General features: G+C 71.5%; 18 protein-coding genes. 8 read left to right on the top strand and 10 right to left on the bottom strand.

Features of this window, described 5'->3' with window-relative positions; all coding sequences use genetic code 11:
• Nucleotides 1-38: 38 nt before the first annotated feature.
• On the top strand, nt 39-461 hold the full coding sequence (locus tag EXE57_RS00925; RefSeq protein ID WP_135073141.1) for a hypothetical protein: 423 nt from the start codon (nt 39-41) through the stop codon (nt 459-461).
• Here EXE57_RS00925 and EXE57_RS00920 read toward each other — a convergent pair.
• Genes EXE57_RS00920 through EXE57_RS00900 form a run of 5 tightly spaced genes read right to left on the bottom strand, consistent with a single transcriptional unit; the run spans nt 448 to nt 6,230 of the window.
• The gene (locus tag EXE57_RS00920) at nt 448-1,494 is read right to left on the bottom strand and encodes an ABC transporter ATP-binding protein (RefSeq protein ID WP_135073139.1); all 1,047 of its coding nucleotides are present in this window, start codon (nt 1,492-1,494) and stop codon (nt 448-450) included. The genes EXE57_RS00925 and EXE57_RS00920 overlap by 14 nt on opposite strands.
• Nucleotides 1,491-2,462, bottom strand: a complete 972-nt coding sequence (locus tag EXE57_RS00915) for an ABC transporter ATP-binding protein (protein ID WP_135073137.1) — start codon at nt 2,460-2,462, stop codon at nt 1,491-1,493. The genes EXE57_RS00920 and EXE57_RS00915 overlap by 4 nt, the downstream gene beginning before the upstream one ends.
• Nucleotides 2,459-3,382 (bottom strand): ABC transporter permease, encoded by a 924-nt coding sequence (locus EXE57_RS00910; RefSeq protein WP_135073135.1) that lies wholly within the window; start codon nt 3,380-3,382, stop codon nt 2,459-2,461. The genes EXE57_RS00915 and EXE57_RS00910 overlap by 4 nt, the downstream gene beginning before the upstream one ends.
• On the bottom strand, nt 3,379-4,395 hold the full coding sequence (locus EXE57_RS00905) for an ABC transporter permease (RefSeq protein ID WP_208542927.1): 1,017 nt from the start codon (nt 4,393-4,395) through the stop codon (nt 3,379-3,381). The genes EXE57_RS00910 and EXE57_RS00905 overlap by 4 nt, the downstream gene beginning before the upstream one ends.
• A gap of 11 nt (nt 4,396-4,406) precedes the next feature.
• On the bottom strand, nt 4,407-6,230 hold the full coding sequence (locus tag EXE57_RS00900) for an ABC transporter substrate-binding protein (RefSeq protein ID WP_167305775.1): 1,824 nt from the start codon (nt 6,228-6,230) through the stop codon (nt 4,407-4,409).
• A 33-nt stretch (nt 6,231-6,263) separates the two neighbouring features.
• Between EXE57_RS00900 and EXE57_RS00895 the strand changes: the two genes are divergently transcribed.
• Both EXE57_RS00895 and EXE57_RS00890 read left to right on the top strand, forming a co-directional pair.
• Nucleotides 6,264-8,432 (top strand): S9 family peptidase, encoded by a 2,169-nt coding sequence (locus EXE57_RS00895; RefSeq protein WP_167305774.1) that lies wholly within the window; start codon nt 6,264-6,266, stop codon nt 8,430-8,432.
• A complete protein-coding gene (locus EXE57_RS00890; RefSeq protein WP_135073129.1) occupies nt 8,429-9,742 on the top strand; it encodes a M20/M25/M40 family metallo-hydrolase in 1,314 nt (437 codons plus the stop codon). Before EXE57_RS00895 ends, EXE57_RS00890 begins: the two co-directional genes overlap by 4 nt.
• On the opposite strand, the gene EXE57_RS00885 is transcribed toward EXE57_RS00890, so the two are convergent.
• The 5 genes from EXE57_RS00885 to acnA form a co-directional block, all read right to left on the bottom strand.
• Nucleotides 9,739-10,281 (bottom strand): hypothetical protein, encoded by a 543-nt coding sequence (locus EXE57_RS00885; protein WP_135073127.1) that lies wholly within the window; start codon nt 10,279-10,281, stop codon nt 9,739-9,741. The two genes, EXE57_RS00890 and EXE57_RS00885, sit on opposite strands and share 4 nt — an antisense overlap.
• 37 nt (nt 10,282-10,318) lie before the next feature.
• Entirely contained in the window at nt 10,319-11,002 is a 684-nt protein-coding gene (locus EXE57_RS00880; protein WP_244246933.1) for a toll/interleukin-1 receptor domain-containing protein, read from the bottom strand.
• Between the two features lie 273 nt (nt 11,003-11,275).
• The gene (locus EXE57_RS00875) at nt 11,276-12,994 is read right to left on the bottom strand and encodes a DEAD/DEAH box helicase (RefSeq protein ID WP_135073123.1); all 1,719 of its coding nucleotides are present in this window, start codon (nt 12,992-12,994) and stop codon (nt 11,276-11,278) included.
• Between the two features lie 50 nt (nt 12,995-13,044).
• Entirely contained in the window at nt 13,045-13,773 is a 729-nt protein-coding gene (locus EXE57_RS00870; protein ID WP_244246932.1) for a sulfite exporter TauE/SafE family protein, read from the bottom strand.
• A gap of 6 nt (nt 13,774-13,779) precedes the next feature.
• Nucleotides 13,780-16,461 carry an aconitate hydratase AcnA gene (gene acnA, locus EXE57_RS00865; protein ID WP_135073121.1) on the bottom strand — a complete coding sequence of 894 codons (2,682 nt, stop codon included), beginning with the start codon at nt 16,459-16,461 and terminating at the stop codon, nt 13,780-13,782.
• Between the two features lie 207 nt (nt 16,462-16,668).
• Between acnA and EXE57_RS00860 the strand changes: the two genes are divergently transcribed.
• The 5 genes from EXE57_RS00860 to EXE57_RS00840 are packed head-to-tail and all read left to right on the top strand — an operon-like array spanning nt 16,669 to nt 19,286.
• On the top strand, nt 16,669-17,289 hold the full coding sequence (locus EXE57_RS00860) for a GNAT family N-acetyltransferase (RefSeq protein WP_135073119.1): 621 nt from the start codon (nt 16,669-16,671) through the stop codon (nt 17,287-17,289).
• Nucleotides 17,286-17,966 carry a hemerythrin domain-containing protein gene (locus tag EXE57_RS00855; RefSeq protein WP_167305773.1) on the top strand — a complete coding sequence of 227 codons (681 nt, stop codon included), beginning with the start codon at nt 17,286-17,288 and terminating at the stop codon, nt 17,964-17,966. The genes EXE57_RS00860 and EXE57_RS00855 overlap by 4 nt, the downstream gene beginning before the upstream one ends.
• On the top strand, nt 17,963-18,598 hold the full coding sequence (locus EXE57_RS00850; protein WP_135073115.1) for a transcriptional regulator: 636 nt from the start codon (nt 17,963-17,965) through the stop codon (nt 18,596-18,598). The genes EXE57_RS00855 and EXE57_RS00850 overlap by 4 nt, the downstream gene beginning before the upstream one ends.
• Entirely contained in the window at nt 18,595-18,828 is a 234-nt protein-coding gene (locus tag EXE57_RS00845) for a hypothetical protein (protein ID WP_208543127.1), read from the top strand. The genes EXE57_RS00850 and EXE57_RS00845 overlap by 4 nt, the downstream gene beginning before the upstream one ends.
• Nucleotides 18,825-19,286, top strand: a complete 462-nt coding sequence (locus EXE57_RS00840; protein WP_208542926.1) for a P-loop nucleotide/nucleoside kinase family protein — start codon at nt 18,825-18,827, stop codon at nt 19,284-19,286. Before EXE57_RS00845 ends, EXE57_RS00840 begins: the two co-directional genes overlap by 4 nt.
• Nucleotides 19,287-19,310 lie beyond the last annotated feature (24 nt).

Below are 19,310 nucleotides of genomic sequence, written 5' to 3'. Positions count from 1 at the left end.
CGCTCCCCGGCCGTCCATCCCCCGTGCGTCGGTCGTCCATGCTGCTCACCGCCCTGCTCGGTGTCGCCCTGGCACCGTTCCCGCAGCAGACCGCGTCGGCCTCGTGCGCGGCTCCCTACCTCGAGGCTGTCGGGCGGCAGGTGCTGGAGCGCGGCGCCGCGGTCACGGTCGGGGGCCGCTCCTTCGTCGACGGCTGCCGGGACACCATGACCTGCTCGACCGGGCCCGGCTGCGGCTCCTGCTCGTACGACGACCTGCCGGTCAGGCCGTTGGAGGACGTTGTGCTCCGGCTCGTCCAGGGGGACCGGTCGTGGGAGCTCGCCGTCGCCGATGCCGACACGGCCGCGAACGACCGGCTCGGCTGGGTGACGTGGGTCTTCGAGCTGCCCGCCGGCGTCCGGCCCGGCGCCGCCCGGTTGGTCGCCGAGGACGCCCAGCCGGTGCGCATCAGGATCCGCTGAGACCGACGTCCCCGACTCGGTCGGCGCCCGCCACCGGTGCTGTGACAGCCGTGAGGTGGCACGCCACGTGGTGCCCGGTCGGGTCGGCCGGGAGCACCGGCAGCGTCCGGCCGCGGCAGGCGTCGGCCACCCCGGCGGCCTCCGCGCTCCCGTCGGCCACGGCGGGACACCGCGGGTGGAACCGGCAGCCACCGGGGATCCGCGTGGGATCGGGGATCTCCCCCTTCAGCACGACCGGCTCGACCCGGTCCATCTCCGGCACCACCGAGAGCAGCGCCTTCGTGTAGGGGTGCTGCGGCTGCGCCAGCACCTCCTCGGTCGGGCCCGTCTCGACGATGCGGCCGAGGTACATCACCGCGATCCGGTCGGCGATGTTCCACGCCAGGCCCAGGTCGTGGGTGACCACGAGCACCCCCAGCCCGAGCTCCTCGCGCAGCTTGAGCAGGAGCGCCAGGATCTCACCGCGGATCGACGCGTCGAGCGACGAGACCGGCTCGTCGGCGACGAGCAGGTCCGGCCCCATGGCCAGCGCCCCCGCGATCAGGACGCGCTGCCGCTGGCCGCCGGAGAGCTCGTAGGGGTAGCGCAGGAACAGCGACTCCGGCGGGCGCAGGCCGGCCGACGCCAGGGCAGCGGCGACCAGCTCGGCCTCCGAGCGGCCCTCGGGGTCCTGGCCGACCAGGTCGTGGATCCGCAGCCCCTCGGCCACCGACTCGTAGACGGTGTGGCGCGGGTTGAGGGCGCCGGCCGGGTCCTGCAGCACCAGCTGGGCCCGACGGCGTACGGCCCGCAGCCCGCGGATGGAGTAGTCGAGCGGCGCGCCGTCGAAGCGGACCTCTCCCGCGGCAGGTCTCTCCAGCCCGACCAGGGTGCGGGCGAGGGTCGTCTTGCCGGACCCGGACTCGCCGACCAGGGCCACCACCTCACCCGGCGCGAGCTGGACGTCGGCGCCGTCGAGGGCGTGCGCGACCGCGCCGCCGCGGCCCGTGAACTCGACGCACAGCCCGTGACCCGTCAGCAGCGGCTCGCTCATGACTCCTCCACCCGGAAGCAGGCGGCGAGCCGACCCGATCCGTGTCCCTCGAGCCGCGGCTCGGCGCCGCGGCAGGTCTCGGCGGCACGCGGGCAGCGGGGCTCGAACGAGCAGCCCGGTGGCAGCAGCCGCAGGTCCGGCGGGTCCCCGCCCAGCCCCGCCGGCGCGTAGCGGGCGGCCGGGTCACCGATCCGCGGGAACGCCGCGGACAGGGCGCGCGCGTAGGGGTGCAGCGGTGCCCCGAAGACGTCGTCGGCGCTCCCGAGCTCGACCACGCGCCCGGCGTACATGACCGCGATCCTGTCGCACAGGTCCGCGAGGACCGACAGGTCGTGGCTGATGATCATCAGGCCGACCCCCAGGTCGTTGACGAGCCCCGACAGGAGGTTCAGCACCTGGCTCTGCACCATCACGTCGAGCGCCGTGGTGGGCTCGTCGGCGATCACCAGGTCGGGCTTGCAGGCGAGGGCCATCGCGATCATCACGCGCTGCCGCTGGCCGCCGCTGAGCTGGTGGGGATAGGCCCTCGCACGCTCCGCCGGCAACCCGACCTGCTCGAGGAGGTCGCCGATCCGGCGCCCGGTGTCGGCCTCGGAGAGCGACGGCTCGTGGAGCTCGATCGGCTCGGCGATCTGGGCGCCGATCCGCTGCACCGGGTTGAGCGAGTGGAGCGCCCCCTGGAAGACGATCGACGCGCCGGCCCACCGCAGGGCGCGGAGGTCGCCCCACCGCATGGTCAGTGCGTCCTCGCCACGGACCAGCACGCGGCCCTCCACCTTCGCCGACGGCGGCTGCAGCCGCAGGATCGTGGAGGCCAGCGTCGACTTCCCGCACCCCGACTCCCCCGCCACCCCGAGGATCTCGCCGTGGTCGAGCGCGAGGTCGACTCCCCGGACGGCAGGCACGTCGCCCTCGGCGGTGCGGTAGGTCACCGACAGCCCCTCGATGCTCAGCAGCTGCCGGCTCATCGACGCTCCTTCAGCCGTGGGTCCAGGACGTCCTCGAGCGCCTGGCCGACCAGCGTGAAGCTCAGCACGACCAGCACGACGCAGACCCCCGGCGGGATGATGTACCACCAGGAACCGGTGGTGATCGCGCCGACGGAGTACGCGTCGTCGAGCATCGACCCCCAGGAGGTCCGGGTCGGGTCCCCGAGCCCGAGGAAGCTCAGGGTCGTCTCGGTGAGGATCGCGATCGAGACGGTGAGCGTGGTGTTGGCGAAGACCATCGGCATCACGTTGGGCAGGATGTGGCGGCGGATCTGGTGCCAGCGGCCGGCACCCAGGACCCTGGCCCGCTCGAGGTAGGCCCGCTCCCGGATCGACAGCGTCTGGCTCCGGATCAGCAGGGCCGTCCCCGGCCACGAGGTCACCCCGATCACGATCACGATGGTCAGCAACGACGCCCCGAGCACGGTCGCCATGACGATGGCGAGCGGGAGGAACGGGATCACGAGGAACCACTCCGTCAGCCGGAAGAGCACGGCGCCGATGCGGCCCCCGAAGTAGCCGGAGAGCAGCCCCACGAGGGTGCCGATCACCATCGAGATCACGGTGGCGAGCAGTCCGACCAGCAGTGACACCCGCGCCCCCCAGATCAGCAGGGTCAGGACGGACCGGCCCTTGTCGTCGGTCCCCAGCCAGAACTCGCTGGACGGAGGCTCCAGCACACCACCGGTGGCGCCGCTCAGCTTCAGTCCCTCCGGGTCGGCGATCAGCGGGGCGGCCACGGCCAGGAAGACGAAGAACCCGAGGATGGCCAGCCCGGCCATCCCCGACCGGTGCGTCCGGAAGTCCGCCCACGTACGGCGCCGCGCCGCGCGCCGACGCTGCCGCGTGACCTGCCGCGCCGTCAGCCGCACCGGGACGCCGTCGTCGACCGCGCTCATGTCCGCACCCTCGGGTCCAGCAGGCCGTAGACCAGGTTCGCCGCGAGGTTGGCGAAGATCACGGCGGCGGTCGACACCAGGAGCGTTCCCTGCAGCACCCAGTAGTCGGGAACGGTCAGGGCCTCGGTCGCGAGCAGCCCCAGCCCCGGGATGGAGAACACGGTCTCGACCGTGATCGCGCCCGTCACGACGAAGCCGATGCTGAGCGCGACCACGGTCGTCGTGGGCAGCAGCGCGTTGCGCACCGCGTGCCGGTTGCGGACCTGGACGTCGCGCAGGCCCTTGGCCCGGGCCGTCGTCACGTAGTCCTCACCGATCTCGTCGAGCAACGAGCTGCGCATGATCAGTGCGTAGTCGGCCAGGTAGGCCAGCGTGAGGGTCAGCACCGGGAGCGTCAGGTGCCACGCCACGTCCAGCACGCCTGCCGGCGACGACGGGTCGACGTCCGGGGAGTGGAGCCCACCGGTGGGGAAGAGCCCGGGGAGCGGGCCCGGACCGACCGCCAGCAGGTAGATGAGCAGCAGGCCGAGCCACCACTCCGGCATCGAGTAGAGGGTCAGCGAGCTGCCGGTCGCCCCGCGGTCGAACCGGCTGCCCCGCCGCCACCCGCTGTTGACGCCCATCCAGATCCCGATCACCGCGGCCAGCAGCGTCGAGGTGCCGACCAGCAGCAGCGTCGGCCACATCCGGTCGATGATCAGGTCGGAGACCGGCACCCGGTAGCGCAGCGAGATCCCCAGGTCACCGGTGAGCGTGTTCTGGACGTACGTCACGAACTGCTGCGGGAGCGACTGGTCGAGGCCGTACGTCGCGTTGAACTCCTCCAGCTGCTCCTGGGTCGTGAACCGACCGCGCCCCAGGGTCCGGGCCGGGTCTCCCGGCAGCACCCGGAACAGGAAGAAGTTGACGACCAGCATGAAGCCGAGGCTCCCCAGCGCCCCGAGCGCCTTGCCCGCGGCGTACCTGCGGTACGAGCGGCGTCGGACCCGGGTCGGCGCGGGGAGCTCCGTCACCGCCCCGATCGTCACTCGCGGTCACCCACCGTCCCGCGCCGACGCATCGCGACCACGCCGCCGACGGCCAGCAGGCCGACCAGGACGACGCCACCGCCGACGAGGAACGCGGTGCTGACACCGCCTTCACCGCCGGCCTCCTGGCTCAGCTGGGTCGTGCCCTCCTCACCGGCGCACTCGTCCGCCTCGGCGGCGGGTCGCATGTTGACGTAGTTGTGGACGCCGTACTGGATCAGGTAGACGCCGCCGGGATCGGGCTGCTGGCGCAGGCAGGCGAACCGGTCGCTGCGCCAGGCCTCGCCCACGGTGCTGTAGGCCGTGACGAGGTAGGGCGCGTCGTAGTAGAGGATCTCCTGCATCTGCTGGACCTGCTCCTCGCGGGCGGCGTCGTCCTGCTCGATCCGCTGCTGCTCGAAGAGGGTGTCGTACTCCTCGTTGCAGTACCACGAGTCCGACCAGTTCCCGCGCTCGTCGCAGGTCATGTAGGACAGCATCGAGGACGGGTCGGGTTCGACGTACCAGCCCCACTCGAAGGCGTCGAAGGTCCCCTCGTAGATGATGTCGGTCAGCTTGCTGCTCTCGAACGCACGCACCTCGGAGTCGATGTCGAGGTCGGCGAGCCACTCGGAGAAGAGCTCGATGACGTCCACCGAGGTCTGGGAGTCGCTGCGGGCGTAGAGCCGCAGCTTGCCGATCGGGTCGCCGTTGGGGAGCGTCCGGAAGCCGTCGTCGCCCACCGTGTAGCCCGCCTCGTCGAGCAGCTGGGCCGCCCGCTCCGGGTCGTAGGTCGCCGCGTCCTCCTCGGGCGGCTCCCAGCGGAAGCCGGCGTACGCGGGCGGGATGATCGTGTCGCCCGCCTGCCCGGCACCCTGGTAGGCGGTCTCGATGATCTGGTCCCGGTCGATCGCGAAGTTCAGCGCCCACCGGAAGGCAGGGTCGAGCACCGCGGGGTTGGGGTCGCCGAGCGGCTCCCCTGTGTCGGTGTCGATCGAGCCCGTGTTGAACGCGATCTCGTCGAAGCCCGGGGAGTCACCCATCTGGGCGCTGATCCCGTCGCGTCCCTCGAGCGACTGGACCTGCAGCGCGTTGATCCCCTCGACGAAGTCCACCTCGCCGGTGACCAGCGCCTGGATGGCCGGGTCCTCGGACTTGAAGACGCGGACGACGACCTCGTCGATGTGCGGGGCGCCACCCCAGTAGTCCGGGTTGACCTCGAGGCGGTACGTCGAGCCGCCGGCCGTTCCCTCGACCAGCCGGAACGGCCCGGACCCGACCACCGGCTCGCCACCCGTGGGCTCGTTGCCGTAGCTGCGCATGTCGTCGTCGGAGACGTCGCTCCACACGTGCTCCGGCACGATCGGGATGGGGAGCAGCGGCAGCAGCGCGCTCGGCTCCTCGAGCTGGAGGACGACGGTGGTGTCGTCGGGCGCGGTCACCGACTCGACGCCCTTGAGGTAGACGCCCCAGGTCGCCCGCTCCGGCCCGCCGTCACGGATCCGCTCGTAGGTGTAGAGGACGTCCTGGGCGGTGAGCGGCTCGCCGTCGGACCAGGTGGCGTCGTCGCGGATGGTGAAGGTCCAGGTCAGGCCGTCCTCGGACGTCTCCCACTCGCTGGCCAGCGCGGGGGTCGGCTGCATGTCCTCCATGGCGTAGCCGGTGAGCGAGTCGTACATCAGCGACCACATCTCGAAGGACGAGGCCTCGATGCCGAGGAACGGGTTGAAAGAGTCGACCTCGTTGAGGTACGCGACGGTGAAGGTCACCGGCTCGTCCTCGCTCGCCGTGGCGGGAGCGAGCGCCAGGCCCGGAGCCAGCGACGCGAGCGCGAGGGCCACCACGGCCAGCCAGCGAGCGGTACGTTGACCGCCGTGACGACCCAGCAGACCGGCGGCACGCCGCCGGTGGCCCGCCAGGAGCCCTTCCAGCACACCCAGCACGGAGTGGCGCGACCCGACCCCTACCACTGGATGCACGACGCGGGCTCCGCGGAGGTGCTCGGGCACCTCGCCGCCGAGCGGGCCTGGTACGACGCTTCGGTTGCTCATCTACGCTCCCTGGTGACCGATCTGAAGTCCGAGATGGTCGCCCGCGTGCCCGCGACCGACCGTTCCCCCGCGTGGAACCGTCGGCGCTTCTCGTACTACACGCTCACGCCGGCTGGAAGAGAGTATCCACGGATCTGCCGGATGATTCGTCACGATCCGATGTCATTTTCGACGGAATCTTCTGGCGGCACTCAGTCTGGCGACGATATTCGCACCACACCCTCGGACGCTCCCGAGGTGCTGCTCGATGTCGCCGAGCTCGCCGAGGGCAAGGACTACCTCGAGCTGGGGGTGACCGTGGTCAGTCCCGACGAGGGCCACCTGGCCTACTCGGCCGACGCCACCGGCGACGAGGTCTACCGGCTCCGTTTCCGCGACCTCACCACGGGCGAGGACCTCGCCGAGGAGGTCCCCCGCACCTACTACGGCGGCGCCTGGAGCGCCGACTCGCAGTGGTTCTTCTACACGGTCCACGACGCGGCCTACCGCCCCTTCCAGGTGTGGCGGCACCGCATCGGCAGCCCGGTCGCGGACGACGTCCTCGTCGCCGAGGAGCTCGACGAGCGGTTCGAGCTGCGGGTCCGCGGCACCCGCTCGGGGGACTGGGTCGTCGTGTGGGCGGAGAGCAACACCACCGCCGAGACCTGGCTGGTCGACGCCCACGACCCGACGGCTCCCCCGCGGCGTGCCGGCGGTCGGCGCGACGGTGTGCGCTACCGGGTCGACCACCGTCGCCACGAGGGTGGCGACGACCTGCTGGTCGTGGTCGACGACCGGGTCGAGGGTCGCCTCCTCCTCGCGCCCGTCCCCGGCCCCGAGGGCCACGACTGGACGGCGTGGCGCGAGGCGCGGCCCGAGAACCCTGCCGAGCACCTCGAGCGGGCCGACGCGTTCGGCGGCGGGGTCGTGCTCGCACTCCGGACCGGCGGTGCCCACCTGCTCCGGGTGGTCCCCCACGACGACCTCGCCGCACCCGGGCGCGACGTCACGAGCGCCGTCGCAGCCGGGGGCGTCCACCTGGCGAGGACGACCGAGTACGACGTCGACCGGGTGCTCGTCAGGGACGAGTCGTGGCTCGCGCCCCCCGTGTGGAGCGAGGTGTCGCTCGCGACGGGCGAGCGCACCGAGGTGCTGCGGCACGAGGCGCCGGGCTTCGACCCCGGGGACTACCTCACCGAGCGGGTCGAGCTGCCGGCACCCGACGGGACGGCCGTCCCCGCGTCGGTGATGCGCCACCGCGACACGCCCCTCGACGGCTCGGCACCGGCCGTCCTCTACGGCTACGGCGCCTACGGCTACACATTCGAGCCGGAGTGGGACCCGGCCCTCCCCTCGATCCTCGACCGCGGCGTCGTGTGGGTGCACGCGCACGTCCGCGGTGGCAGCGAGGGCGGCCGCGCCTGGTACCTCGACGGCAAGCTGGACCGCAAGCAGCACACCTTCGACGACCTGGTGGCGGTGGCCGACGGCCTGGCGGACCGCGGCCTGGTCGACCCCGCCCGCATCGCCAGCCGCGGGCTCAGCGCGGGCGGCCTGCTCCAGGGCGCGGTGTTCAGCCAGCGGCCGGACCGGTGGCGGGCCGTCGTGGCGGAGGTCCCCTTCGTCGACGTGGTGACGACCATGTTCGACGAGGCCACCCCGCTGACGATCACGGAGTGGGAGGAGTGGGGCGACCCACGGGTCCGGGCGGAGTTCGACGCGATGCTCGCGTGGTCGCCGTACGACAACCTGCCGCCGGCCGGCGGGCGTCCGGACCTGCTCGTGACCGGGGCGGTCCACGACCCCCGCGTCATGGTGCGGGAGCCGGCCAAGTGGGTCGCCGCGCTGCGCGACTCCGACCCGGAGTGGTCGCCGCGCTGCCTGTTCCGCTGCGAGGTCGGCGCCGGCGCCCACGTCGGGCCGTCCGGGAGGTTCGGCCACCTCGCCTACGAGGCGGAGGTGTATGCCTGGCTGCTCGACCGGCTGGGTCTGACCGAGGAGGCGTCATCATGACCGACCTGCACGACGAGGTGCTGGACGCGGCGCGCGCCCTGATCCGCCTCGACACGACCAACCGCGGCTACGAGGGCACCGAGACGCTGGCCGCGGAGTGGCTGGGGGGCTACCTCTCCGACGCCGGTGTCGAGGTGGAGCTCGTCGCCCGGGAGCCGTCCCGCGCCAACGTGGTCGCCCGGATCCCCGGCAGCGACCCCGCCGCGCCGTCGCTGGCCTTCGTCGGCCACACCGACGTGGTGCCGGTCGACGGCCAGACCTGGACCCACCCGCCGTTCGAGGCCGTCGTCGACGACGGCTGGCTCTACGGACGCGGTGCGATCGACATGAAGAACGAGGTGGCCGTCCGCGCCGTGGCGATGGCCCGGCTCGCACGCGAGGGCTTCCGTCCCCGCGGCGACCTCTGGTTCGTCGCGGTCGCCGACGAGGAGGACGGCCGCGCCGACGTCGGCATGCGCTGGCTGCTGGAGCAGCGGCCCGACATCCGGCCCGACCTGGCGATCAACGAGGGCGGCGGCGAGCGGCTGCCGCTCGCGGACGGGCGGACGGTGCTGTCGTTGTCGGTGGGCGAGAAGGGCACCTGCCCGGTACGGCTGGTCGCGGTCGGCGAGGCCGGCCACGCCTCGATGCCGGAGGTCGGGGACAACGCGGTGCCCCACCTGGCCGCGCTGCTGGGGCGGATCGGGACGGGCATGCCGGTGCCGGTCCACTCCCCCGAGGTCGTGTCGACGCTGGAGGTCCTGCTCGGTCGTCCGGTCGGCGACCTGGGCGCCGACCTGGCCGAGGCGGCATCGCTCCACCCAGCGCTCGGCCACCTGCTGCCCTCGCTGCCCGGGACGACGATGGCGCCGACCGTGCTCGCCGCCTCGACCGCCCGCAACGTGATGCCCGCCCGCGCCTCGGTCGAGCTCGACTGCCGCACCCTGCCCGGCACCACCGTCGAGGAGGTGTTGGCCGCCGTCCGGCAGCGGCTCGGCGACGCCACCGGCTACGAGCTGGAGCTCTGCGAGGACGCGGTCCCCGGCAGCGCCTCCCCCGCGACCGGGTTGCTGCCGGACGCGGTCGCCGCGTGTCTGGCCGAGGAGGGGGACGAGGCGATGGTGATGCCGATGCTGTGCACCGGCTTCACCGACTCGGTCCACCTGCGAGCGGCGGCCGGCACGGCGGCGTACGGCTTCAGCCCGTTCCGGGCGACGCCCGCCGAGGTGCTGGCCGCGGGCTACCACAACGCCGACGAGCGGGTGCACGTCGACGACCTGCACTTCTCGGCCCGGTTCCACCTGGCGCTGGCGAAGCGGCTGCTGGGCTAGCTACTAGATGGAGATCCACCGACCTCATGACCGTGCAGGAGCTGGATGTCGGCGACCTCCGCCAGTAGCTCGGCATAATCGAGGAGAGCCGTGCGACATGCCTCGACTTGGGCACGCATGGTCGAGGCATCGGCCCAGGCCCTTTCCCACTCCACGGGTGATCGACCCGCTGGACGGGAGCCCTCGTAGGTCTCCAGTCGTGGGTGCCACTCGGTCAGCAGCGGCCTTACAGCGCCGTTCAGGACGGCAATGGCGATATAGCCGAACGAGAGTTGCCCCCCGTCGTGGGGTCGCGCCAATTCGGGACCGTGCTTCTTGAGGATCTCTCTGGTGGTCGCGAACAGTGTGTAGTGACTAGAGAGCGCCTCCCTCAGCGAACCACCACCCTCAACCAGCGGGACTACCGCGACGCGCGTCACCATTTCCACATACAACTCCCAAGCCGCTTGCCTCTCCCGGTCGTCCGGTGCCCACACACCCGCGACCTTGCCGAGGAACGGAAGTTGAAGCTCGACGGCGAATTCCCGCAAGCGTGGCATTTCGATTGCCCTCTCGAAGAGTCGTCTGTGGCAGTAGTCAGGCCAGCCAACTGGCCGGCACCCAGGCATCGAACGGCGCTAGGTCTACCTTCACCACCAAAGTGGACTTGCCCGCAAACGCGCGCGTCCACTTCTGGCCGTCGAACCTGACTAGGACACGCGGCGGGGTCACGCCAACGACCGTGCCGACCTGCTTCCCCACCACAACCCCTGTCGAACCCGTGATATCCGCAGAGAGCCTTGCGTCCGTAGCCCTCAGTCGCACCCGTTGACCGCGGGCGAAGTTCTTGGACCCAACATTGGCGTTCAGAAATCCAAGCCCCGCGTCGTTGAAGGCCCAGCTTGCGAAGGCTGTGATCTGCCGCGTGTCGTGGGCGTGGTCGTCATGCCGAAGAGGCATCGCCCTCAACTCCAGCACGGGCCACAGAGTCTGCGGGACAGCGTGCCTCGGTGGCATTGACGCACCATCCACTAGGACCGGCAGCACGCGAACACCCGAAAAGAGCGCAGTCCGGATCTCCAGGTTGATGAAGTCGTCGGGATCGTTCAGGCGGCTCTGCCCGTACTCATCGACTTCCAGCCAGTTTCGCCCGATGAGCGCAACCAGAAGGGCACTCTGACTCATTGCGTGGGCAATGGCCTGAGGAATGCTGGCTCCGTAACCGATGTCGTCCACGTCGAGGAAGACACTGCCGACTACTGGCCGCAGGTCCGCGACCAAGGCCCTCGCCTCCGCCCGCGAATCGTTGCGGCGATGGCAGACGAAGATACCGATGCGAGGACTCAGCACACGGACCCCCCTTCAACCCGGTCCGCCACTTCCCGAAGGATACTCCCGGACTTCCCGCACCGTCAGGGCGAACGAAGTGTTGGGCGACCCCGAGACGTGACCTCAGGCGCCAGAATCAACTCCTCGCCTCCGATGCCCCCGCCTTCGGACTACGGTGCTGGCCGATGGCAGACCGGACGCACCCCGGACGTCTTGCCTGCCGGGCTAGTCGCGGGGCGGCTTGCCCTGCTTGGGGCGGCTCTGCCGCGGCCCGGCGTCCTTGCGCAGGCCGATGAGCTTGCCGGAGATCCGCGTCGACGCGAGCGCCTCCTCGGTGCCCGGGGGCAGCTCGGCGGGGAGCTCGACGAGCGAGAAGTCGGGGCGGATCGAGATGTTGCCGAAGTCGCGTCGGCTCAGGCCGCCCTCGTTGGCGAGCGCGCCGACGATCTGGCGCGGCTCCACCTTGTGGCGCTTGCCGACCGCGATCCGGTAGGTCGCCATCGGCGGTCCGTCCCCGTGCCTCGGCGGGCGCTTCCCACCCCGCTCGGGGCGGTCGCCACGGCCCGGCTGGTCGGCGCGCTCGCGCCGGGGCGGGCGTACGGGCTCGGGGTCCAGCAGCAGGGGCGTGTCGCCCTGGAGCACGACCGCGAGCGCCGCGGCCACGTCGACCTCGGGGACGTCGTGCTCACGGATGTAGTGCGACACGACGTCGCGGAAGAACGAGACCCGCTCGGTGGCGGAGAGCGCCTCGGTGATGGCGTCGTCGAAGCGGGCCAGCCTGGTGACGTTGACGTCGTCGACGGTCGGCAGCTGCATCTGGGTCAGCGGCTGACGGGTGGTCTTCTCGATCGACTTCAGCAGGTAGCGCTCGCGGGGCGTGACGAAGGAGATCGCGTCGCCGCTGCGCCCGGCGCGGCCGGTCCGGCCGATCCGGTGCACGTAGGACTCGGGGTCGGTCGGGATGTCGTAGTTGACGACGTGGCTGATCCGCTCGACGTCGAGCCCGCGCGCGGCCACGTCGGTGGCGACCAGGATGTCGAGCTTGGCGTCCTTGAGCTGGCCGATGGTCCGTTCGCGCTGGGCCTGCACGACGTCGCCGTTGATGGCGGCGGCCGAGAAGCCGCGGGCGCGGAGCTTCTCCGCGAGCGTCTCGGTCTCGTTCTTGGTCCGGACGAAGACGATCATCCCCTCGAAGTTCTCGACCTCGAGGATCCGGGTGAGGGCGTCGACCTTCTGGGGGTAGGACACCGTGAGGTAGCGCTGGGTGATGTTGGTGGCGGTCGCGGTCTTGTTCTTGACCGTGATCTCGGCCGGGTCGTTCAGGTACTTCTTCGAGATCCGCCTGATCTGCGCCGGCATCGTGGCCGAGAACAGCGCGACGTTCTTGTCGGTCGGCGTGTCGGCGAGGATCGTCTCGACGTCCTCGGCGAAGCCCATGTTGAGCATCTCGTCGGCCTCGTCGAGCACCAGGAACCGCAGCTCGCTCAGGTCGAGCGTGCCCTTGTCGAGGTGGTCCATGATCCGCCCGGGGGTGCCCACGACGACGTGGACGCCGCGGCGCAGCGCGCTGAGCTGGACGCCGTAGCCCTGGCCGCCGTAGACCGGCAGCACGTGGATGCCGGGGACGTGGGCGGCGTACCGCTCGAAGGCTTCGCAGACCTGGAGCGCGAGCTCACGGGTGGGCGCCAGCACGAGCGCCTGGGGCGTCTTCTGCTTGAGGTCGAGGCGCGAGAGGATCGGCAGCGCGAACGCGGCGGTCTTGCCGGTGCCGGTCTGGGCCAGGCCGACGAGGTCGCGCCCCTCGAGGAGCGTCGGGATGGTCGCCGCCTGGATCGGCGACGGGGTCTCGTAGCCGACCTCGCGCACCGCCTCGAGGACTCGGGGATCCAGCCCGAGGTCACCGAAGGTGACCCCCTGCTCTTGCTCGCGCACCTCGTCGGACATGAGGTCCACGGTAGGGGTATCGGAGGCTCCGCGGATATTCCGCGCAGCCCTCAGAAGACCGAGACGGCGAGCAGCACGAGGGCCGAGGTCGCACACACGGTGAGGACGCCGGTCCGCACCAGCTCACGGGGCAGCAGGCGGCGGACCGGCACGGACGCCACGATGCCCAGCAGGAGCACGGGCGAGAGCAGGGCGGCCAGCAGGAAGACGTCCACCCGGAGCTGGCCCGCCAGGCCCAGCCCGACCAGGCTGAGGGCCGCACCGATCGCGAAGTACGCCGCCAGCGTCGGCCGCAGCACCACCGGCCGGTGGTGCTGGTAGAGGATCGCCAGCGGTGGGCCGCCGATCGAGGTGGCCGTCCCGGTCACCCCGGACACCAGCCCGGCGACGGGCAGCGTCAGCCGGTTGACCGGCAGCGTCACGGTCCGCACCGTGAGCAGGACACTCGTGAGCACCATCACGCCGACCGCGATCCCGATCAGCCGGTCGGAGGCGACCGCGACCACCCAGACGCCGACGACGGTCCCCACCACGCGGGAGGGCAGCGCCCAGCCGAGGCCACGCCAGTCGGTCCCGCGGTGCTCGGTGAGCATGGTCTGGGAGGCCATCAGCATCGCCAGCCAGAGCATCATCTCCGGGACGAGCTGGGGCTCGAGCAGGCTCGCGACCGGTGCTGCCACGAGGCCGAGGCCCAGACCGACGGTGCCCTGGACGAGGGCGCCGACGAACAGCGCCACCGCCAGGACCACGACGACCCAGGCCTCGACCCCGAGCAGCACCCGGCCTCAGCCGCGCAGCAGGTTGCGCAGGACGTACGGCATGATGCCGCCGTTGCGGTAGTAGTTCGCCTCGCCGGGGGTGTCGATCCGGACCACGGCGTCGAACTCGACGTCACCCGCGGTCACCTTCACGGTGCGCGGCGTCCGGCCCTCGTTGAGCTCGGTGACACCGGTGAAGGAGAACTCCTCCTCGCCGGTGAGGCCCAGGCTCTCCGCGGTCTCGCCCTCCGGGAACTGCAGCGGCAGCACGCCCATCCCGATCAGGTTCGAGCGGTGGATGCGCTCGTAGGACTCAGCGATCACCGCCTTGACGCCGAGCAGCGCCGTGCCCTTCGCGGCCCAGTCGCGCGAGGAGCCCGAGCCGTACTCCTTGCCGGCGAGCACGACCAGCGGGATGCCGGCGTCGATGTACCGCTCGCTGGCCTCGAAGACCGTCGTCTCCTCACCGTCGCGCGTGAAGTCGCGCGTGACGCCGCCCTCGGTGCCGGGGGCCAGCTGGTTGCGCAGCCGGATGTTGGCGAAGGTGCCGCGGATCATGATCTCGTGGTTGCCGCGGCGCGACCCGTAGGAGTTGAAGTCCCGCTGCTCGACCCCGTGCTCCTGCAGGTAGCGACCCGCGGGGCTGTCCTTCTTGATGGCGCCGGCCGGGCTGATGTGGTCGGTGGTGACCGAGTCGCCCAGCTTGAGCAGCACCCGCGCACCGGAGATGTCGGCGACCGGCTCGGGCTGGTCGGGCATGCCGTCGAAGTAGGGCGCCTTGCGGACGTACGTCGAGTCGGGGTCCCAGGCGAAGGTGTCGCCCTCGGGGGTGGACAGCGAGCGCCACCGCTCGTCACCGGCGAAGACGTCCTCGTAGGACGACCCGAACATGTCGGAGTTGATCGCCTCGCCGATGACCCGCTCGATCTCGGCAGGCGAGGGCCAGAGGTCCTTGAGGAAGACGTCGTTGCCGTCGTGGTCCTGGCCCAGCGGGTCGTTGAACAGGTCCACCGTCATCGAGCCCGCCAGCGCGTAGGCGACCACGAGCGGCGGCGACGCGAGGTAGTTCATCTTCACGTCCGGGTTGATCCGGCCCTCGAAGTTGCGGTTGCCGGAGAGCACGCTGGTGACCGCGAGGTCGGCGTCGTTGACGGCCTGGCTGACCTCGGGGATGAGCGGGCCCGAGTTGCCGATGCAGGTGGTGCAGCCGTAGCCGACGAGGTTGAAGCCGAGCTTGTCGAGGTACGGCGTCAGGCCGGCGCGCTCGTAGTAGTCGCTGACCACCTTCGAGCCCGGCGCGAGCGTGGTCTTCACCCACGGCTTGCGCGTGAGGCCCTTGTCGACGGCGTTCTTGGCGAGCAGCGCCGCCCCGATCATCACGCTCGGGTTGGAGGTGTTGGTGCAGGAGGTGATCGCCGCGATCGTGACCGCGCCGTGGCCGATCTCGAGCTCCTGGCCGTCCAGGCTCAGGGTCGCGGTCGCGGCCTTGTCGTCGGTGTAGTCGGCGAGCGCCTTGTCGAACTCCGCCGCCGCCTTGGTGACCTCGACCCGGTCCTGCGGGCGCTTGGGGCCGGCCAGCGACGGCACGACCGTCGCCAGGTCGAGCTCCAGCTGCTCGGAGTAGCGGGGCTCGACGTAGCCCTCGGCGTCGGTGTCGTGCCAGAGGCCCTGCTCCCTGGCGTACGCCTCGACCAGGTCGAGCTGCTCCTGCGGCCGGCCGGTGAGCTCGAGGTACTTGATGGTCTCCTCGTCGATCGGGAAGACCGCGATGGTGGAGCCGAACTCGGGACTCATGTTGCCGATCGTGGCGCGGTTGGCGAGCGGGAGCGCGCCGACGCCGTCACCGTAGAACTCGACGAACTTCCCGACCACGCCGTGCTTGCGCAGCATCTCGGTGATCGTCAGCACGAGGTCGGTCGCGGTCGAGCCCTCCGGGAGCTCGCCGGACAGCTTGAAGCCCACGACCCGCGGGATCAGCATGCTGACCGGCTGGCCGAGCATCGCGGCCTCGGCCTCGATGCCGCCCACGCCCCAGCCGACGACGCCGATGCCGTTGACCATCGTGGTGTGGGAGTCGGTGCCGACGCAGGTGTCGGGGTACGCCTGGAGCACCCCGTCCACCTCACGGGTGAACACGGTGCGGGCGAGGTGCTCGATGTTGACCTGGTGGACGATGCCGGTGCCGGGCGGGACGACCTTGAAGTCGTCGAAGGCGCCCTGGCCCCAGCGGAGGAACTGGTAGCGCTCACGGTTGCGCTCGTACTCGATCTCGACGTTGCGCTCGAAGGCGTCGGCCGAGCCGAAGACGTCGGCGATGACGGAGTGGTCGATGACCATCTCGGCCGGGGCGAGCGGGTTGATCTTCGACGCGTCGCCGCCGAGGTCGGCCATCGCCTCGCGCATGGTGGCCAGGTCGACCACGCAGGGCACGCCGGTGAAGTCCTGCATGATCACGCGGGCCGGCGTGAACTGGATCTCCTTGTCGGGGTCGGCGTCGGCGTCCCAGCCGGCGAGCGCCTTGATGTCCTCGGCCGTGATGTCGGCACCGTCCTCGGTGCGCAGCAGGTTCTCGAGGAGCACCTTGAGGCTGAAGGGCAGGCTCTTCACGTCGAGCCCGTCTCCCTCGACGGCGTCGAGCCGGAAGATCTCGTAGTCCTGGTCGCCCACGCTGAGCGTGCTCTTGGCGCCGAAGCTGTCCTGACTGGCCATCCGTCGTCTCCTCGATCGGGGTGCTCACGTCGTCCGTGGCCCATCTTGCCGCCGGGCCGGTCGCGGGTGGAAGTGAGGCATGCCTTACCCACCCACGCACGTGATTTGTCTTGATGTCAAGATACATGACGTCGAGAGCGTCTGGCAACGCGACCCTCCGTGAATCCGGTGGCGCCAGGCGAGCCCTCCCGTCTAGCGTTCCCGGCCGTGACCCTCCCCCACCTGACCTGGCCTCGAGCGGCCGGCGGGCTGACCCTCACGCTCCCGACCCCTGAGCTCGTCGACGAGGTCCTCCGGTGGCGCAACGACCCCGCCGTGACCCGCTGGCTGATCCGGACGACCGTCGACCCGACCGCCTTCCGCACGGCCTGGCTGGCGTCCGTCGACGATCCCCGGGACCACGCCGTGGTGGCCGTGCTCGACGGACGGGCGGTCGCGACCGGGTCGCTCGAGGTCCACGACGGGATGGCGCAGACCGAGCCCGGCTCCCCCGGCGACGGCTGCGAGGGGCTGCTCGGCTACCTCGTCGACCCGGCGTACGCCGGCCGCGGCATCGCCACGGCGGTCGCGGCCTCGCTGCTGGACCTCGCGTTCCGCGACCTCGGGCTGCTGCGCGTGACCGCCGGCTGCTTCGCCGACAACGTCGCCTCGTGGGCCGTGATGGAGAAGCTCGGCATGCGGCGCGAGCAGCAAGGGGTGCGCGACTCATGGCACGTCGAGCACGGCTGGATCGACGGCTTCACCTACGCGATCCTCGCCGACGAGTGGCTCGGTCGGGGCAAACCCCTTGCCTCGGGCGGCTCGCAGGCTCGACCCTCGACGTCATGACCGTCGACACCCGGATGAACAGCATCATCCACGCGGCGCTGTGCCGCGACCTCGACCGGACCGCGCTGCTGGTCGACCGGCCGAGCGAGCTCGAGCCCGAGCGCCTCACGCAGCTGGGCACGCACCTGGTCTGGATGATGGACCTGCTGCACGACCACCACACGACCGAGGACACCCGGCTGTTCCCGGCGATGCGGGCCAACAACCCCGCCGCGCGGGAGCTGCTCGACCAGATGGACACCGAGCACCAGGCGATCGCCGACGCGATGGGCGCCCTCACCGACGCCGGCCGCCGGGCCGCCTCGGGGGACGCCGGCGCGGTCGACGCGATCCGGACCGCCCTCCCGGCGCTGCGGACCGTGCTCGACCCACACCTGGCGCACGAGGAGCAGGAGCTCGCGCCGCTCGTCCCGCAGAGCATGGGCGAGGCCGAGTGGGCTGCCTTCGAGAAGAGCAACACCGAGGGCAAGGCGCCACCCGTGCTCGCCTTCCAGGGGCACTGGATGCTCGACAACCTGGGCGACGAGCACGCAGCGGTCGTGAAGGCACAGGTGCCGGCAGTCCCGCGCTTCGTGATGCTGCGGCTGCTCGGTGGGCCCTACCGTCGGCGGCGGACGGCCGTGTGGGGCGGCACGGCAGCCGCCGACGTACGGTCACGGCCGCTGACGCCCGCGTGACGGCCTCGGACCCCGGGCTGCTGGTCCTGCACGCGGTCCGGCTGCTCGGCTTCGCGCCCACCGAACGGGTGGCCGCCCGCTTCGGGCTCGACGCGCACGACACCGCGGAGGCCCTGGAGGACGCCCGGGCCCGGGGATGGGTCGAGTGGAGCTCGTTCGGCGACGCCGCCGGCTGGTCGCTCACCCCGCGCGGGAAAGCAGAGGGCGAGCGGCTGCTCGCGGCCGAGCTCGACGCCACCGGTCGTCGCGACCTCGTGCACCGCACCTACCTCGACTTCCTCGAGCTCAACGGCTGCCTGCTGCGAGCCGTGACCGACTGGCAGACCCGGCCGGCGGCCGGGGACCCGCTGGCGGCGAACGACCACCAGGACCTGCGCTGGGACCGGCGCACCCTCGGGTCCCTCGACGAGCTGGGGATCCGGCTGCGCCCCCTGGCCGCCGTCCTCGCCGACACCCTCGACCGCCTCGACGGCTACGGCACGAGGTTCGCCGCCGCCCTGGCCGAGGTCGAGCGGGGCGACCGGCGCTGGGTCGACGCGCTCGAGGTCGACTCGTGCCACACCGTCTGGTTCCAGCTGCACGAGGACCTGCTCGCGACCCTCGGCATCGCGCGCGGCCAGGCGCAGCCGTGAGCGGCCGGCCCACCGGGGACGACGCCCTGGCAGCCGACCCGTTCGACTGGCAGGTGACGAAGGGCGGGACGGTGCTCGTCTCGCGCGGCGGACGGGCCGTGGTCACCGTGGGCGGGAGGGCCGGGGAGCGCCTGGCTGCCCAGCTCGCGGGGTGCGACGACGCGCGTGCCCAGCAGCTCCTCGCCCGGGCTACCGGCAACTACAAGCGGGGGAACGAGCGGCGCCGATGAGTCGTGTCGTGTTCATGTGCGGTCCGTCGGGGTCGGGGAAGTCGACGTACGCCCGCCGGCTGGAGGCCGGAGGCATGGTCCGGCTCTCCTTCGACCTGGAGATGTGGCGTCGCGGCATCGCGACGGCGACGCTGCCGCCGGAGACCCGCGCCGAGATCGAGGCCGACCTGCGCGCCAGGTTGCTGGAGCTCGTCGCCGCCGGCACCGACGTCGTCCTCGACTTCTCGTTCTGGTCGCGGCAGATGCGCGAGGACTACCGCGCCCTGCTCGTCCCGACGGGCGTCGTCCCCGAGACCGTCTACCTCGCGACCGACCGCGCCACGGTCCTCGCTCGGATGCGGACCAGGCGCGGCGGCCACGCCGACGACTACGTGCTCCCCGAGGAGCTCGTCGCCCGGCACTTCGACCACTTCGAGCCGCCGACGCCGGACGAGGGCCCGCTGGTCGTCGTGCGTTAGCCACGTGCTCGAACGCTCCACGGT

This window comes from Nocardioides euryhalodurans (genome assembly GCF_004564375.1).
GTDB classification, from domain to species: Bacteria; Actinomycetota; Actinomycetes; order Propionibacteriales; family Nocardioidaceae; genus Nocardioides; species Nocardioides euryhalodurans.
Note: the sequence above shows the minus strand (reverse complement) of the source record. Positions and strands in the feature narration are given on the sequence as shown.

Excerpts from the sequence above, each read along its gene's own strand:
- EXE57_RS00925 (WP_135073141.1), top strand. The coding sequence starts at position 39 with ATGCTGCTCACCGCCCTGCTCGGTGTCGCCCTGGCACCGTTCCCGCAG.
- EXE57_RS00920 (WP_135073139.1), bottom strand. The coding sequence starts at position 1,494 with ATGAGCGAGCCGCTGCTGACGGGTCACGGGCTGTGCGTCGAGTTCACG.
- EXE57_RS00915 (WP_135073137.1), bottom strand. The coding sequence starts at position 2,462 with ATGAGCCGGCAGCTGCTGAGCATCGAGGGGCTGTCGGTGACCTACCGC.
- EXE57_RS00910 (WP_135073135.1), bottom strand. The coding sequence starts at position 3,382 with ATGAGCGCGGTCGACGACGGCGTCCCGGTGCGGCTGACGGCGCGGCAG.
- EXE57_RS00890 (WP_135073129.1), top strand. The coding sequence starts at position 8,429 with ATGACCGACCTGCACGACGAGGTGCTGGACGCGGCGCGCGCCCTGATC.
- EXE57_RS00885 (WP_135073127.1), bottom strand. The coding sequence starts at position 10,281 with ATGCCACGCTTGCGGGAATTCGCCGTCGAGCTTCAACTTCCGTTCCTC.
- EXE57_RS00875 (WP_135073123.1), bottom strand. The coding sequence starts at position 12,994 with ATGTCCGACGAGGTGCGCGAGCAAGAGCAGGGGGTCACCTTCGGTGAC.
- acnA (WP_135073121.1), bottom strand. The coding sequence starts at position 16,461 with ATGGCCAGTCAGGACAGCTTCGGCGCCAAGAGCACGCTCAGCGTGGGC.
- EXE57_RS00855 (WP_167305773.1), top strand. The coding sequence starts at position 17,286 with ATGACCGTCGACACCCGGATGAACAGCATCATCCACGCGGCGCTGTGC.
- EXE57_RS00840 (WP_208542926.1), top strand. The coding sequence starts at position 18,825 with ATGAGTCGTGTCGTGTTCATGTGCGGTCCGTCGGGGTCGGGGAAGTCG.